This is a genomic window from Deefgea chitinilytica, assembly GCF_016881405.1.
Classification (GTDB): Bacteria; Pseudomonadota; Gammaproteobacteria; order Burkholderiales; family Chitinibacteraceae; genus Deefgea; species Deefgea chitinilytica.
Genome location: NZ_WOFE01000008.1, coordinates 63,864 through 80,711, shown reverse-complemented (window position 1 = coordinate 80,711; position 16,848 = coordinate 63,864). Strand labels below are relative to the sequence as shown.

Below are 16,848 nucleotides of genomic sequence, written 5' to 3'. Positions count from 1 at the left end.
GTTTAAATACCCTAAAAGCCGCAAAATACATCCCGCATCATTGCGACCACTTCTAATGTGCGCTGATCGCCAACTCGATAGTAGACACGATTCGCATCCTTACGCGTTCGCAACACGCCTTTTTCGCGCATCAACGCCAAATGCTGGGAAATATTGGATTGGGTCGTGCCAACACGTTCAACGATGTCTTGCACGCTCACTTCTTGGTCTGCCAGCACGCACAAAATTTTTAAACGTAACGGGTGTGACATTGCCTTCATCGCGCGTGAAGCCTGGTCGATGTGCTCGTCGTCCATTAATGCAATAGAATCCATCATGTCTCTTATCTTTCTTCAAATCTAATTATATTTTTTCTGCTTTCAATCAGCAAAAAGACTAACGCGAACACGGCATAATAGCGGCATAGGTTAGAATACTACCCATAATTGATATTGATTCCAACTGTACACCCCGATTAAATTGCGGAACACGCAATCATCACTTTCTATTTTCGACCCAAGGATCAAGAAATGTCGCAAAAAATCACGCCTGTATTGCTATTAATTTTGGACGGATTTGGCTACCGCACCGGTGGCAATGACAATGCCATTTTACACGCTCGCAAGCATCATTTCGACCGCCTTTTCACACAATATCCATTCACAACGATAAACGCCTCGGAGCAATTTGTCGGCCTACCAGCTGGTCAATTTGGTAATTCAGAAGTGGGGCACCTCAACATCGGTGCAGGTCGTATCGTGCAACAAGACATCAGCCGCATTGATTGCGATGTGGCAGACAATACTCTCAAAGACAATCCAGTCCTAAAAGCCGCCATTGATACAGCCAAAAACAACAATAAAGCCCTACACATCATGGGCTTGATGTCAGACGGTGGCGTGCACTGCCATGAAAGCCACGTCTTTGGTTTGATTAAAGCCGCCCACGAAGCAGGCGTTGCCGATATTCGCGTCCATGCTTTTCTTGATGGCCGTGACACACCTCCGCGCAGCGCCAAACTATATATTGATAGACTGCAAGCCATTTGCGATGCAAATGGAGCGAAAATCGTTGGCATCGTTGGTCGCTACTGGGCAATGGATCGCGACACTCGCTGGGAACGTGTAGAACCCGCTTACAAATTAATCGTAGATGGTATCGGACTATACAGCGCTGCAACCGCGATTGAAGGCTTGGAAGACGCGTACAAACGCGATGAGAACGACGAATTCGTATCGGCCACTGTGATTGGTGAACCAACGCAAATGGCGGACGGTGATGCCGTAGTGTTCATGAATTTCCGTGCCGACCGCGCACGTCAGCTCACCAGCGCACTCACCGCCAGCGACTTTAAAGGCTTTGAACACCCACAACGCCAGCCCGCATTTGGCTACTTCTGCACCGCCACCGATTACGGCTCGGCCTACAATCACCCCGTCGCCTACACCAAGCCCAAAGTACAAAATAGCTTTGGTGAATACATTGCCAATTTGGGCCTGAAGCAATTGCGAATTGCCGAAACCGAGAAATACCCGCATGTAACGTATTTCCTATCCGGCGGCGAAGAAAAAGAATTCGCCGGTGAAGACCGCATCTTAGTGCCATCACCCAAGGTCGCGACTTACGACTTAAAACCTGAAATGTCTGCGCATGAAGTCACCGACAAACTCATTGCCGCCATCGAAAGCCAACAGTACGCGGCGATTATCTGTAATTACGCCAACGGCGATATGGTCGGACACAGTGGTATTTTTGAAGCGGCAGTCAAAGCAGTTGAAACGCTCGATGAATGCGTAGGTAAAGTCGTTGCTGCGCAATTGGCAATTGGCGGTGAAGTGATCATCACCGCCGATCATGGCAATTGCGAAATGATGTTCGACAAAGACTCGGGGCAAGCACATACGCAACACACAACGGATTTGGTGCCATTCTGCTACATCGGTCGTGAAGCTCGCTTGGCACCGGGCGGTGCCCTGCAAGATATCGCACCATCACTATTAGCCATGATGGGCATACCACAACCAGCGGAAATGACCGGCAAATCACTGATTAAGTTTTTGTAAAAAAGTACCAAATGCGGGCTGATTGATTCGGAATCAGCCCGCAAATACGACTAAGGGTTTAGTCGTTGCAATGAATCGAGTACAGTATCGCTTCTGATCATTATTTACTCGAGTCGATTCAGTGCTGCAACGACTACTCTTTATTATTGCCACCAGCGCTGTTAGCACTGCGTTTGCGGCGCCCAAAATTAATCCCGCTAGCGCACCGGAAGCCAAGCAAGCTGAACTACAAGAATTGCGCGGGCAAATCAAGCAATTGCAAAAAGACCTTGTCGCCAACGAATCCAATCGCTCTGAAGCCGCTGATGCATTGAAGAATGCCGAAAGTTCGATTTCAGAAGCCAATCGCGTTCTCAATGAATTAGCCAACGAACGCCAACTCACCGCCGCGGAATTAGCGCGCCTCAATCAAGACATCAGCAATACGCGTAAAAACATTCAAACCAGTCAAAAACAACTGAGCGAATTGCTCAAAAGTCGCTATAAAACTGGCAATACGGAAGCGTGGCGCTTATTGCTCAATCAAAAAGACCCCGGCCAAGCTAGTCGTGATTTAAGCTACTACCGCTACATCGCCCAATCACAACAAGCTCTCGCCAAACAACTAGAAAGCCAGTTAAGTGAACTCAATTTGCTCGCGGATGCCATTCGAGAAAAAAACGAAGAACTGCAAGAAATCGCTCGCAACAAGCAGCGACAACGCCAAGAACTCGTTTCACAACAACAAGAGAAAAAAGAACTCGTCAGCCAACTATCACAAACCATCAATAGTCAGCGCAATCAGATTCAAAAACTCGCGGCGGATGAGAAACGAATTACCCAATTGATTGATCGCCTTAACGCGATCATTAAACAACAAGAAGCAGCACGTGCACGCGCGGCAGCCAAACAAAAGCAAGAAACAGAAAAACGAGCCGCAGCACAAGCGAAAGCCGAGCGAGCCTCGCGCCAAGCTCAACTGGAACAGGCAGCAAAAACAGCAGGAAAACCCATTCCTTCGGCACCACCTGAACCGAAAGAAAACGCGACAGCATCGCAAAGCCAAGGGGACGTCAATAATACCGTTCCCGATTCAAGCCAAGCGGGGGTTAATTTTGCTGCTTTGAAAGGTAAAATGCGCCTACCTGCAAAGGGTGAAATCATTGGCCGATTTGGCACGCCACGCGGCGAAGGTGGCACGTGGAAAGGGCTATTTATCCGCACAAACACAGGTGAGCCAGTTCACGCTGTTGGATCGGGTCGGATTGTATTTGCCGATTGGCTACGCGGCTTTGGTAACCTGATGATCATTGACCATGGCAATGGCTATATGAGTCTATACGGATCCAACGAAAGTCTCTTAAAACGCGTAGGCGATTCAGTCAAAGCAGGCGACACGATTGCCAACGCAGGGAATAGCGGCGGAATGGCTGATTCCGGCGTATACTTTGAAATACGCCAAAATAGCCGCCCACTTGATCCGGCCGCTTGGGTAAGATAACTGAATGAGTTCATGCTGAACCTTAACGATTACCAATAGGAATATACGAATGTCGAATAAACCCTACAGTCGCTGGAAAAAAGTCAGCCTAATTGCTGCCGGCGCTGGGCTTGGTATCGCCATTAGCTTGTCTTTTAATGCAACAGCAAATAAAGAAGTAGCGAACAACCCGCTGCCGATTGATGAGCTACGTGCTTTCTCAACGGTATTTGGCGTCATCAAACAAAGCTATGTAGAACCAGTCGATGATAAGAAACTGATTAGTGAAGCGATCAAAGGCATGGTATCAGGCCTAGATCCACACTCGACTTATTTAGACGAAGAGGCTTTTAAAGAGCTCAAAGTCAACACCCAAGGTGAATTTGGCGGTCTTGGTATCGAAGTCAATATGGAAGACGGCTTAGTTCGCGTGGTATCACCGATCGAAGATACACCCGCTTACCGCGCAGGCATTAAAGCAGGTGACTTCATCGTTAAAATTGGTGATGTACAAGTCCAAGGTATGTCGCTGAATGAAGCGGTTTCCAAAATGCGCGGCAAGGTTGGCGAGCCCGTCACCTTGACGCTACTTCGCAAAGGCGAAGGCAAGCCAATTATTGTGACACTCAAACGCGCCATCATTAAAGTTCAATCAGTGAAATACAAGCTCGCGGAACCCGGCTATGGTTATATTCGTGTGACTCAGTTCCAAGAGCATACATCGGAAAAACTCGGCGAAGCGATTGAAGCACTGTACAAAGAAAACAAAGCGCCTCTCAAAGGGATTGTGCTTGATTTGCGTAATGATCCGGGCGGCTTACTCGATGGTGCCGTTGGCGTGTCTGCCGCGTTTTTACCCAAAGATGCCTTAGTGGTCTACACCGAAGGCCGTGTTGCTGATTCTAAAATCAAGCTCACCGCCAGCCCACAATTCTATCAGCGCGATAGCAAGAAAGACTTTTTCAAAAATCTGCCGCCTGAAGTCAAAACGGTACCTTTAGTTGTACTCGTTAATAGTGGCTCGGCATCAGCGTCTGAAATCGTAGCCGGTGCTTTGCAAGACCACAAGCGTGCGCTCGTGGTGGGAACGCAAACTTTTGGCAAAGGCTCGGTGCAAACCATCCTACCGATTGACGAAAAAAGCGCACTAAAACTAACAACAGCAAGGTATTTCACGCCAGCAGGCAGATCAATTCAGGCTAAGGGCATTACCCCCGACATCATCGTGGAAGACGCCACCCTCAGTAACAAAGAGGAAAGCCCATTCCGTATGCGTGAAGCCGATTTGGGGAAACATTTAGATAACCCAACGGATAAAAATGCCGGCAAAGTTACACCAGTGCCAACACCAGCGAAGGTCGAAGCGAAAAAACCAGCAAAAACCAACGCAAGTGAAACTGAATCAGAAGAAAATCCACGGGAGTTAGTTTCTAAATCGGATTATCAACTGCAACAGGCCTTAAGCGTTCTCAAGGTTCAGCAGTTGATGCTCAACAAAGAGAAGCCTAATTTGAAGTAATAGTTACTCACCACATCAACGCCGCCCAATCGGGCGGCGTTTTTTTTCGGCATCAGATAGTTGCTAATTCATTAGACGTAAAAATGCCCCATTGTTCAGGATGGGGCATCGGGTGGAGCTCTCGTCTGGTAGCGTGTTCAAGTCGCATTCCATAAACGCTATATTACGCGCTTCATCCCCACCTATCGTTGTAATTTTACAACTTTTAAACACTAAATCTTTACAATACAAAACAAGCAAATATCAAACATGAAAATACCGAATTTTGCTACGCATTACTATTTGCCAGAATATGGTCCATTTAAAAGCTTATCTGAACTCCCCCTTGGCGGAGAAGATCCACATTTTTTAGCGCTCTTAAATCGGCACCAGTCCGATCCTGATTATCGCCGTCGCTATGGTCGTGACTATATTCAAAAACGCAAACTCGTCGAACAACGGCTACGGGCGCTTTTTATCGAGCGCGGCGGCCAACCCCAAATCGAGCACCCAAACTATTTGATCTTGGGAGCATCAGAATGGTTTAAAAATCTCAATCGTCACCATCAAGCACTCACTATCGATCTAAGCGATCTCAATCCGCTCACGACCTCCTTCACATTTCCCGACAGTTTTATTGCACTAAGCCGCACTGACAAACCTTATTTTGAAAAAGTATTTTTACTCAATGAGCTTACAGAATTAGTGCGCCAGTTTGGACTGCCCAACAATGACCATCTCGTTCCCTATGAGCGATATTGGGAATACGACTTCGAGCTGTACATCGAAATTCAAATTTGGCAACCACTCACACAGCAAAGCTAAACATGGATTGGATTAAATCATGAATAACCCCAAACACAAGTCTTAGCATGCTAATACCACTTTCTGACAAGCATAAATAATTCATACCCAGCAATCCGCAACTAAATTACGCCAGAAAAATTTACAAAATAAGTAAAAATAAAGAAATTATGCAGAAACCTGATAAGAAAAAGCGATTGTGATATCAATCACAGGTGCATGAAAAACACATTTTTTAGCTGTAGTTTTCGTCGAGAAAACTACATGCTCAATATTTTATTGCTACATCAACAAACCCTAATATTGCACTGCAGCATTAGTCAATCAGACAAAGAAACATTGTAAAAAGCACACATACAACAGATTTTATTGCACCGCACAAAAAAGAAAAATCAGTTATTTGTAGTTTTCTTTACAGTACAAAATCAGCCTTTCGTCACTAGCGAATCTAGGAAAAAAAAAGTATTGACAGCCGATTTATTTTAGAAATAAATAACGACAACGACAGTTCAGCAACGACTGAGCTGCATCATAAACAGTGAAGAGAAGAACAATACTTTCAATTAATTGACAGTATCGGGCATCAAACGTAGTACCAATTAAATGCCAAAACCAAACAAATAGGATGGAGATCCGCATGTCACACTTTAATCGTTTTGCCGTAGCTGCAATCCCTGCTGCCATGATGGCCGTAGCTAGCTTTTCATATGCTGCAGACGCTTGGAAAGAAGGTACGACTTATAATGCTGGCGCCGTAGTGTCGTATTCAGGTCAAGACTATCAAGCCTTGGTGACGCATACTGCTTACGTGGGTGCGAACTGGAATCCTGCTTCAACGCCAACACTATGGAAAGTAGTATCAGGTTCGGTCGCTACACCTGTACCAACCACAGCACCGACTGCGACACCAACCACTGCGCCGGTTGTGACCCCAAATCCAACATTGCCAATGCCGCCATCTGCAACTCCGATTGCACCTCCACCATCATGTGGCACGGTAGCAGCTTGGAATTCGGCCACTGCCTATAACGGCGGCGCAACTGTTGCTTACAATGGCAAAAAATTCACGGCAAATTGGTGGACTCAAGGCAATACACCATCAACAACTGACCAATGGGGTCCATGGAAATACGTTGGTGACTGCAGCAGCACTGTAACTGCAACCCCAACTGCGACACCAGTTGGTGCCACACCAACGCCAACACCAGTGGGCGCGACTCCTACACCAACTGCAGTTGTTACACCAACAGTAAAACCAACCGCAGTGCCAACATTAGCGCCAGGCCAAGAAGTGCCAGCGCCAACTAGCGCACAAGTAGGTTCGTACTTCACGCAATGGGGTGTATACGGTCGTGATTACCAAGTAGCTGACATCATTACTTCTGGTGCGGCTCCGCACTTGACCTTCATTAACTACGCATTCGGCAATATCTATCAAAAAAATGGTGGCTACGAATGCGGCATTATCAACAAACTTGAACCAGGTGCAACTAACCCGAACGCTCCAGATGCCGGCACTGGCGGCGATGCGTGGGCAGACTTTGGCTTGACGGCAAAACGCCGTGTTGATGCATCCGATGCAATCAAATGGGACGACAAACTCGCTGGTAACTTCCGCGAATTGCAAGCGTACAAGAAAAAATATCCAAACACGAAATTGTTCATTTCTCTGGGTGGCTGGACTTGGTCGAAATGGTTCTCTAATGCAGCCAAAACAGATGCATTACGTAAACAGCTGGTGAGCTCTTGTATTGACATTTATCTGAAGGGCAATTTGCCAGTGTTTGACGGTCGTGGTGGCCCTGGCTCTGCTGCCAACATCTTCGACGGTATCGATATTGACTGGGAATTCCCAGGTGTAATCGGTCAGCCGTACAACACCGTATCGCCAGATGATAAGAAAAACTTCACTTTACTGTTGGCTGAGTTCCGCAAACAGATCGATGAGTTGGCTGCGGCAAACAACAAAGAGTATCTGTTGACCGTAGCAATCGGGGTAGGTAAAGACAAGATCGATATGACTGAACCACGCGAGTACAGCCGTTACCTCAACTGGATCAACATGATGAGCTACGACTACAACGGTGGCTGGAATGCACAAGGTCCGACTGACTTCCAATCGCATCTATACGCAGATCCAAGCAACCCAAGCTACAAGTGCAGCGGCAAAGCTGGCGACACTTGCTACGGCGATCGCAGTCTAGTTTCGTTCTACAACACTGATGATGCAGTTTCACAACTGATCAACGCCGGTGTGAATCCGAAGAAACTGGTTCTGGGTGTACCTAAATATGGTCGTGGCTGGACTGGTGTGACCAATGCCAATAACGGTCTATACCAAGCAGCATCGAAAGCCGCGGGTGGTACTTACGAAGCAGGTATCGAAGACTACAAAGTACTGAAAAATGCCCCAGGCACTGTGTATGTTCACCCTGTAACGAAACAATCGTACAAATTTGACGGCACTACTTTCTGGTCTTATGACACACCAGAAGTGATCGGCACTAAAGTTCAGTACGGTAAAGACCGCGGCTTGGGTGGTGTATTTAGCTGGTCTCTCGATGGTGACGACAGCAATGCAACCCTCACTAAAGCAATGGGCGCTGCTCGCAAGTAATAGAGCAAACCTGACGCAGTAATGGCTAGTCTCACAAAGCCCCAACACATCAGTGTTGGGGCTTTTTCTTGCACTGGCTCGCTCAAGACGACAGCACTCTCCGCGATCTCTCAAAAGCAAATTAGTTCATAACAAGCCAGACATTAAATACACTATGATGACGACACGGTTACTTCGAGGTGTGTTTTATGTTGCGGTTTTTCTTGCTATTAGTTGGCTTTGCTTTTGGCTGGAACATTGATGAATGGCCAACCGCCTTAGTCATGGCGGCGATTGGCGGCGTCATTGGGCATTTAATTGATAGCCAAAATCGCAGCAATGCCAAGTCAAGCAGCACTGTGCCAGCCAGCACACTGCAACAGCAGTTGATGCAACTGCAAAACCGAGTGCAAAAGCTCGAAGCTGAAGTGCAAGCCCTACGCACTGGGCAAGCGCCAGTTAATTCAGCCAGCATAATCACACCGAGAGCAGAAAACACTCACACTGAGCCAAGCAAAACAAGCACTTCAGTACCGATTACGCCAGTCGAAACAGTGACTGCATCGATTGAAAAAATCATCCCGCCTCGCACAGCACAAGCTCGCCCTGCCGCAGTAAAACCTGCAACTCCCAGTGCTGCCGAAGAATTGTTCAACCGCGCCAAAGCATGGCTACTGGGCGGCAATACCGTAGTTCGAGTGGGGATTTTAATTTTATTTTTTGGCGTTGGTTTTTTGCTGAAGTACGCCGCCGACAACAGTATGCTGCCAATTGAGTATCGGCTAACGGGGCTGGCTGCTGGCGCGATCGCCTTGCTTGTCATTGGCTGGCGATTACGCGACAAAAAATCGGGCTATGCATTAATTTTGCAGGGCGGTGGGATTGGTATGTTGTATATGACCATCTTCGGCGCACTCAAACTGTATCAACTGGTGCCAGCTGGCTTAGCACTCGGTTTATTGGTCGCGATTGGTGTTTTCTCTGCTGCATTAGCAATTCTGCAAAACGCGCGCTCTTTAGCTGTAATGGGTATTATTGGCGGTTTTTTAGCACCGATTCTGACGTCCACCGGGAGCGGCAGCCATGTGATGTTGTTTAGCTATTACGCCATTTTGAATGCGGGTATTTTTGGCATAGCGTGGTTTAAAGCTTGGCGTCCGCTCAACTTACTCGGATTTGTGTTCACTTTCTCGATTGCAACTTTTTGGGGTGCGTTGTCTTATCATCCCGATTTGCTCGCTAGCACACTCCCCTTCCTGATTTTATTTTTCTTATTTTATGTTGGCATCAGCGTGCTTTATGCACTACGCCAAGATTGCGAAATTAAATCGCCCATCGATGGCACGCTGGTATTTGGTACACCGATTGTGAGTTTTGGCTTGCTCGCCAAGTTAATACACGAAATTGAATATGGGCTCGCATTTTCAGCGGTGGTCTTATCGCTATTTTATTTAGGCTTGGGACTCTTTTTAATTCGGCAACACAATCCACGCCTACGTTTAATGCTCGAATCCTTGCTCGCGCTCGGGATTATTTTTGCCACGCTAGCCATTCCACTGGCGTTTGATGGCAATGTCAGCGCGGCAATTTGGGCGCTAGAAGGGGCTGGCGTCGTCTGGCTGAGCCTGCGTCAACAACGTCGTTTAGCGCTATTTTTTGGTTTAGCGCTGCAATTTTTTGCTGGTTTGGCGTTTATGTCGGGCATGCACCTAACTGCGAGGATGCCGATACTGAACGGCAACTATATTAGCGGCCTGATGCTGGCACTGGCGGGACTATTTTGTGGCTGGCAGCTCCACATAAATTCACAAGAATTTTGGACTCGCCGCAAGTCACTACTACACCCGGCAGGCTGGATCCTCGCCACTTGGGGTTTGCTGTGGTGGGTCGGCAGCAATAGCGAAGAAATCGAGCGTTTTATCGACGCTTCACAGCGTAATTTGGCTTTTGTTATTTTCGCAGTCCTCACCAGCACGATTTTTAGCTTGATTTGGCAACGCCAGCAATGGGCTGCCGCGCGCTGGCCGGCGCAAGCCTTGCCATTAATTCTGGCGCTACTTGCCTTCGATCACAACGGGTACTTCTTGAATAACCTTATTTGGCCCATCGCAATTGCTGCCAATTTCTGGCTGTTATTGCGCCACGATGATGAAGACCCACAGACGCTCAATGAAGGCCTACACCTGATTACGCTTTGGTTATGCATGGGTATATTCGCCAATGAATTAAATTTACTTCTCTTGAACAAGATACCTACAGGTATTTGGTCACTCACTGCGTGGCCGTTGGCTTTCTGCGCCGCTATTTTCTTACTATTGAAACTTGGTCAGCGCTGGCCGATCGATGATTACCGCCGCGTTTACTGGGCAATTGGTCCATTGCCTGTTTGCGGTTTTCTATGGATTTGGGGAATTAATAGCGCGTTTGCCGATGGCAATATGACACCACTGCCGTACTTGCCACTACTCAACCCGATCGACATCATGCAATGGCTGGTGTTTGCTGTATTAGCAATGTGGTTGCTGCGCTGCAAAGAGGAATGGCCAGAGTTTGCATGGCCCAATACCTTAATTTTAGCGACTGCAGGCGGCTCAATTTTTGTGTGGCTCAATGCAGTGCTGCTGCGCACACTGCACCACACACAGCACATTCCGTATCAAATCGATGCCTTGGCCGACTCGATGTTGGTCCAAATGAGCTTGACGATTTTCTGGACTTTAATTGCACTGGCGCTGATGCTAACGGCAACGCGCCGTGTTGAGCGCATTTTGTGGTTAGTGGGTGCTGCGCTATTGTCTGTCGTCGTGATTAAACTATTTATGTTTGATCTGTCTCGAATTAGCGGCATTGAGCGCATTGTGGCATTTATTGGTGTCGGTATTTTGTTATTACTCATCGGGTATTTTTCACCGCTACCGCCCCGCAATGCAAGCCCTACGGAGGAAGCATAATGCGCAACTGGCTGATATTAGGACTTATAAGTTCAAGCGCTTGGGCAAATCCAGTCCCAGCTGATTTTCATTACAAGCAAAGCCTCATCACGCCCAGTGGCAACGCACAATATCAACTAAGCCTGCCAATCGACGTGTATCAGCACGGCCAACGCAGCGATTTGGGCGATATACGCGTATTTAATGCTGCGGGAGAATTAGTGCCGTACACTTTACGCACACCACCCGCGATCGAAGCCAAACCCGAAACGATTTCACTGCCCTTCTTCCCCCAAATCGAACAACACAACACGCCAGGCAGCCGCACCCAGATTCAACGCAATTCCGACGGCAGCTTGCTCGCCATCACCCAGCAAGAGCTGCAAAAAGAGTTCGTTACTTATCTCGTTGATGCCAGCAAGATCAAAACGCCGCTCAGCAGCATCGCCTTTACTTGGCAAAACCCAGAATACAGCGGCACCGTCATTATTGAAGCGAGCGATGATTTGCAGCAATGGCGCGAGCTGCAACGCGGCAACGTCCTCAACCTGCAATACCAAAATCAGCAACTCGCGCAGCAGACGCTGGCACTCCCCAACACGAGCGCTAAATATCTGCGTCTAAGCTGGCCAGATGGCGCACCGCAATTGCAATCGGTCGATGTGGGTTTACACAAGGGGAAAACGCAAGCGCCGCATGAATGGCAAACCACTCACATCAGCAAGTCCGAGCAAGGCGCACTGTTCTTTCAAACGCTGACTGCAACGCCAGTCGATCAAATGCGTATCACACTGCCCGAAATCAATACGGTGGTAAGAGCGCAGCTTTACTCGCGCCAGCGTAGTGACGCGGCATGGCAGTCTCGCTGGCAAGGGGTACTCTATCGATTGATGCGTAACAACATTGAAATCAGCAATACCCCAGCCATGTTTAGCCCGAATAGCCATACTGAATGGAAGCTACAGCTCGATACCCAAGGTGGAGGGATTGGACAAGGACAAGTCAAAATTGAAATGGGCTGGACGCCCAGCACGCTCATCTTTGTCGCACGAGGCCAGCCACCGTTTACCCTCGCCTACGGCAATAAACATATCCAAAGCGCGGTGCAAAGCGAAGCCGATCTACTCATTACGCCAAATCAGCCAATCGCAAGGGCCAGCGTCGCCAGCGCAGTCCTGAACCCCAATCCAACCGAGCAAAGCGATCCGGCGCAACAAAAAAAATGGCTACTTTGGGGCGCATTGCTCGTAGCGGTTGGCGTATTAGCCGTGATGGCGCGCAACTTAATGGGTCAACTCAAATCATCAAAGCAATAAACTACACATCATTTAAACAAAAAAACCTCGATTTCTTGATAAGAAATCGAGGTTTTCTGCAAGAGTCCCGCTCAACGCGGCGGTGACGTGCGGGCTGGTTTGAGTTCACGATCGGTTTTTTGCCAGCGCTCGTGATGCTCACGAATCAAGTGAATCGCATCTTCAATCGTATCGACAACAATCGGAATTTGCATATCGACGGGACTGGCTAAACCAGCGTTATTATCGACCATATAGTGCTGCGCCCAATCGACGAGTTCATGCCACATTTCACCGACCAATATAATCGGCGTATCGTACAACTTGCGCACCTGAATCAATTGCCACACCATCGATAATTCCAACAAAGTACCGATGCCACCCGGCGTCACAATAAAAGCATTGGAACGCATGATGAAATGATGTAAGCGCGAGAAAAAGGTTTTGTGCTCAAATACGCGACCGACAAAATCATTCACGTTTTGCTCAAAATCGAGATCAATCCGAATTCCAACCGAGGCTTCCGGCTTATTCGGCGCACCTTGGCTAGCACCTTCATTCGCCGCCTGCATCAAACCAGGTCCGCCACCGGTCACGATTCGGCAGCCCATCGCCGCCAGCTGTGCCGCCAGTTGTTTTACTGCCTCATACGCCGGCGTATTTTCTTCAATCCGCGCCGAACCAAAAATGGTGACATGATAATCAGGGGTATGCGCAGGCCGCAAACGCGACAAATCATCCACCGCATCCCAAAGTTTCAAAACCGCTGAACCGACAATATCCAGCGCTTCTTCGTCGTCTATCACGCCGACGGGTTTGTTGTATGCATTAATCATGATATTTCACTTATGTTGCGTGCCTTGTGGCGACGACGATTTTATCTTAGCCAGAAAATTTGTTTCTGTAAGTATTAAAAACAAGGATTTCAATAAGCCATTGATCTAGCAAACTCAAAGGGCTGTTTACGCTTGCAGCTCGACCACGCTGAGGCGAGTTGGGCGATGAACAAAGTATCAATCACCAGATTTTCCAAGTGATCAATTTGATGCGCCCGATATCAACATCCCCAACACCCCTTCACCGTTATTCTATCCTGCACCACTTCATTTTTCTTGGTATTTAATTCACAGACACACTCAATCAAGCCCATTCCAAAAGTGACATTCCCTTGCCCTTCAGCTATCCAAAGCCTAATTTGAAACAAGCATATATTGAGAATCAAGCCATGATTGTGTTTGAACTAGTATGGAATCAACAGCAACACTGGGTTGGCCTATTTGCCCATCATGGCGCTGAATATGCAGATCAACTGGGGGCCGCGTTACTAAACCAAGAATTAGGCGCGCTTAGCTGTTTTGCAATCGGTAATCCACAGCAACAACTAACGGATAGCATCATCGCTGTTGAAGCAAGCAACAATGGCATTACTTTGCCCAATCAAGGACGCCTGCATTTTCACCTACAGAATGCCAATCAGATCAAACAACTCAATACTTTGGATCTGGCTTGCGGCGCATGGTATACCGCAGCCAGCAGCAGCCATCATGCCGCCAATCCAAGCAAACCTATCCTATTAGAGCTACTCAGTCTGATTGTCAGCGATGCCGAAACCAGTGCACTAGAAAGCACTTTAGCCAAAGCGCCACAATTGATGCTTCATCTACTGAAATTAGTCAATTCAGTTGGCATGGGCAATGCCGCACCAGCACGCAGCATTCGCCAAGCCATTACCATACTAGGGCGGCGCCAACTACAACGCTGGTTACAATTGCTGCTGTATGCCGAACAATATGGCGAAGCTGATGCTGCCCCCGTCATATTGATTGCTGCAGCAATGCGTGGCAAACGCTTAGCGCTGTGGGCAGAACAAGGTTGGCTAGGCAACACCAGCGCCGATGAAGCTTTTCTGTGCGGGATGTTGTCATTACTGGATCGTCTATTTGGCGAACCGCTAGAACAACTACTGGCACCATTGCCGCTCGAAACGAATTTGCGCCTTGCATTACTCAAAGGCGACGGCCTGTTAGGTCACGCACTTCAGCAACTCGCGATGCTAGAAGCAGGTGAAATCCACCATCCCGTGCTCAAGCCATTGCTCGCCAAACAAGCCAGCTGGATTAATACCGATCTCAAAGCGATCACCTGGGTGCAACGCTTAATCTGTGGGTCAAACTAAAGTGAGCCCCAATAATGAACTTGGCGCCAATAGCCAAATCATCAATCAATTAGCGGCGTCTTTAATCACACTCGATCTGCAAGGCTATATTACTGGCTGGAACCAAGGCGCCGAGCAACTATTTGGCTACAGCGCCGACGATGTACTCGGCCAGCATATTTTGCTGCTCTACGCCGATGAAAGTCCGGACGATAGCGAATTTCTGAATGCAGTGCTGATTCAAGGGCACGCACAAATGGAGGTTTTACGTCGCAAAAAAAATGGCGATGTATTTTGGGCCAAAATTCATCTGACCTTGGTGCGTGATGAGCAAAATCGACCAATCCGGATGATTGGTTACCTGACCGACATCACTGAACAATTGGAATTTGAAGAAAAAAATCGACTTTATAGCCATATTTTCGAACAAGCCAGCGATGCGATTGTCATCACCAATTTAAACTTCCACTGCGTTGCTTGCAATGCAGCTTACCATCACATCACCGAACGCAATCTCGAACAAAGCATAGCGCAACTGCCTAGTTTCTTTCAGGCTCTGCAACGAGAATCGGCAAAACTAACAGAGCTCCAGCAACAGCTCAAACTACATCATCACTGGGAAGGCGATCTATGGGATGAGCGTGCATCAGGCGTACGCTACCCCATTCATCTGGCAATCAATGGGGTTAAAAACAAACGCGGCGAACTCACACACTACTTTGCGATTTTTTCCGATTTAAGTGAACAACATCAAGCGCAAGCCCAGATTCATCGACTGGCCTATTTTGACCCACTGACCAACCTTCCCAATCGCACGATGCTTTTTGCGCTGCTCGAGCAAGCTTTAAGCGAAGCAAGGCGGAATAATCATCACGGCGCCCTGCTCTGCTTTAATATTGCCCGCTTTAAAGCACTCAATGACTCATTTGGGCATAGCGGCGCCGATCAAGTGTTAATCGAAGTTGCACAACGTATCCGCACCAGCTTGCGCGATGAGGACGTGGTATCCCGCTTTGGCGCCGATGAGTTTTATATCGCCTTATTTGATATTCGCCATCGTGACGACGCCGCCATGGTCGCCCAGCGAGTACTGGAAAAAATCAATCATCCATTTACGCTAGGCCATGAAGAATTATTACTTAATGCTCATATCGGCATCAGCGTTTATCCCGATGATGGTCGTGATGCCGAAAAACTGGTCAATCAAGCGGCCGTAGCGCTACATCGTGGCAAGCAAGCACAACAAGACATGCTGTTTTATTCGCCCGAAATGAATCAGCGCTCGATGGCGCGGCTTAAATTATCTAGCGAGCTGCACCATGCGCTTGAGCGCAATGAACTCCAACTCTTTTATCAAGCCCAGTTCGACTGCCACACAAAGCAGATCGTCGGTGCCGAAGCACTAATTCGCTGGCAACATCCTGTGCGTGGCGTTGTATCGCCAGCCGAATTTATACCTTTTGCCGAAGAGACCGGCTTGATTTTACCGATTGGTGAATGGGTGCTGCTGCAAGCCGCCAAACAATTATCCGAATGGGATGAGGCCGAATTCTACCTGCCACGCCTCTCAATTAATCTATCGGCACGGCAATTCAAAAACAATTTACCCGAGCAACTCTGCCACCTGCTTAGCCATTTACAACTGCACCCCAGCCGCATTGAACTTGAGCTCACCGAATCAATATTGATGCAAAACGATGAAGCCACCATTGGTTTACTCACTCGCCTTAAAGCGGCTGGCTTTTCACTCGCTTTGGATGATTTTGGTACTGGCTATTCCAATTTATCGTATTTGCAACGCTTTCCACTCGATTACCTAAAAATTGATCAAAGTTTTATTCGAGGACTACCCAGCGATCATGGTAGCGCGGGACTGGTTCATGCCATTTGTGCGATTGCTCGAAGTTTAAATCTACGCTTGATTGCCGAAGGCGTTGAAAACGCGGCACAACTTACATTCTTACAACAAATCGATTGTGATCAAATGCAGGGCTATCTTCTCAGTAAGCCCTTACCCAGTGGCGAGTTCGCCAAACTCCTTGCCCGCAAAGCTGAAATTTAACTTGCCA

General features: G+C 48.0%; 11 protein-coding genes. 9 read left to right on the top strand and 2 right to left on the bottom strand.

Annotated elements, in window-relative coordinates; genetic code table 11:
- Positions 1-11: 11 nt before the first annotated feature.
- Positions 12-317 carry an ArsR/SmtB family transcription factor gene (locus tag GM173_RS13410; RefSeq protein ID WP_239078526.1) on the bottom strand — a complete coding sequence of 102 codons (306 nt, stop codon included), beginning with the start codon at positions 315-317 and terminating at the stop codon, positions 12-14.
- 192 nt (positions 318-509) lie between these two features.
- Between GM173_RS13410 and gpmI the strand changes: the two genes are divergently transcribed.
- The 7 genes from gpmI to GM173_RS13375 all read left to right on the top strand — a co-directional run bounded on the left by gpmI (position 510) and on the right by GM173_RS13375 (position 12,645).
- Positions 510-2,042: a 2,3-bisphosphoglycerate-independent phosphoglycerate mutase gene (gene gpmI, locus GM173_RS13405; protein ID WP_203571893.1), complete on the top strand. Its 1,533-nt coding sequence runs from the start codon at positions 510-512 to the stop codon at positions 2,040-2,042.
- A gap of 121 nt (positions 2,043-2,163) precedes the next feature.
- A complete protein-coding gene (locus tag GM173_RS13400) occupies positions 2,164-3,522 on the top strand; it encodes a murein hydrolase activator EnvC family protein (protein WP_203571892.1) in 1,359 nt (452 codons plus the stop codon).
- Positions 3,523-3,571: 49 nt separating this feature from the next.
- Positions 3,572-5,020, top strand: a complete 1,449-nt coding sequence (locus tag GM173_RS13395; RefSeq protein WP_203571891.1) for a S41 family peptidase — start codon at positions 3,572-3,574, stop codon at positions 5,018-5,020.
- A 249-nt stretch (positions 5,021-5,269) separates the two neighbouring features.
- On the top strand, positions 5,270-5,824 hold the full coding sequence (locus GM173_RS13390; protein ID WP_203571890.1) for a hypothetical protein: 555 nt from the start codon (positions 5,270-5,272) through the stop codon (positions 5,822-5,824).
- A gap of 616 nt (positions 5,825-6,440) precedes the next feature.
- Complete coding sequence (locus tag GM173_RS13385; RefSeq protein WP_239078525.1) at positions 6,441-8,420, top strand: glycosyl hydrolase family 18 protein; 1,980 nt, start codon at positions 6,441-6,443, stop codon at positions 8,418-8,420.
- A 188-nt stretch (positions 8,421-8,608) separates the two neighbouring features.
- A complete protein-coding gene (locus GM173_RS13380; RefSeq protein ID WP_203571889.1) occupies positions 8,609-11,350 on the top strand; it encodes a DUF2339 domain-containing protein in 2,742 nt (913 codons plus the stop codon).
- Positions 11,350-12,645 (top strand): DUF3999 domain-containing protein, encoded by a 1,296-nt coding sequence (locus GM173_RS13375; protein ID WP_203571888.1) that lies wholly within the window; start codon positions 11,350-11,352, stop codon positions 12,643-12,645. The genes GM173_RS13380 and GM173_RS13375 overlap by 1 nt, the downstream gene beginning before the upstream one ends.
- A gap of 71 nt (positions 12,646-12,716) precedes the next feature.
- Here the strand turns inward: GM173_RS13375 and GM173_RS13370 are convergent, their stop codons facing one another.
- Positions 12,717-13,460, bottom strand: a complete 744-nt coding sequence (locus GM173_RS13370; RefSeq protein WP_203571887.1) for an LOG family protein — start codon at positions 13,458-13,460, stop codon at positions 12,717-12,719.
- A gap of 389 nt (positions 13,461-13,849) precedes the next feature.
- Here GM173_RS13370 and GM173_RS13365 point away from each other — a divergent pair, with 389 nt between their 5' ends.
- Positions 13,850-14,800 carry an HDOD domain-containing protein gene (locus GM173_RS13365; RefSeq protein ID WP_203571886.1) on the top strand — a complete coding sequence of 317 codons (951 nt, stop codon included), beginning with the start codon at positions 13,850-13,852 and terminating at the stop codon, positions 14,798-14,800.
- 1 nt (position 14,801) lies between these two features.
- Positions 14,802-16,841 carry a putative bifunctional diguanylate cyclase/phosphodiesterase gene (locus GM173_RS16320; protein WP_203571885.1) on the top strand — a complete coding sequence of 680 codons (2,040 nt, stop codon included), beginning with the start codon at positions 14,802-14,804 and terminating at the stop codon, positions 16,839-16,841.
- Positions 16,842-16,848 lie beyond the last annotated feature (7 nt).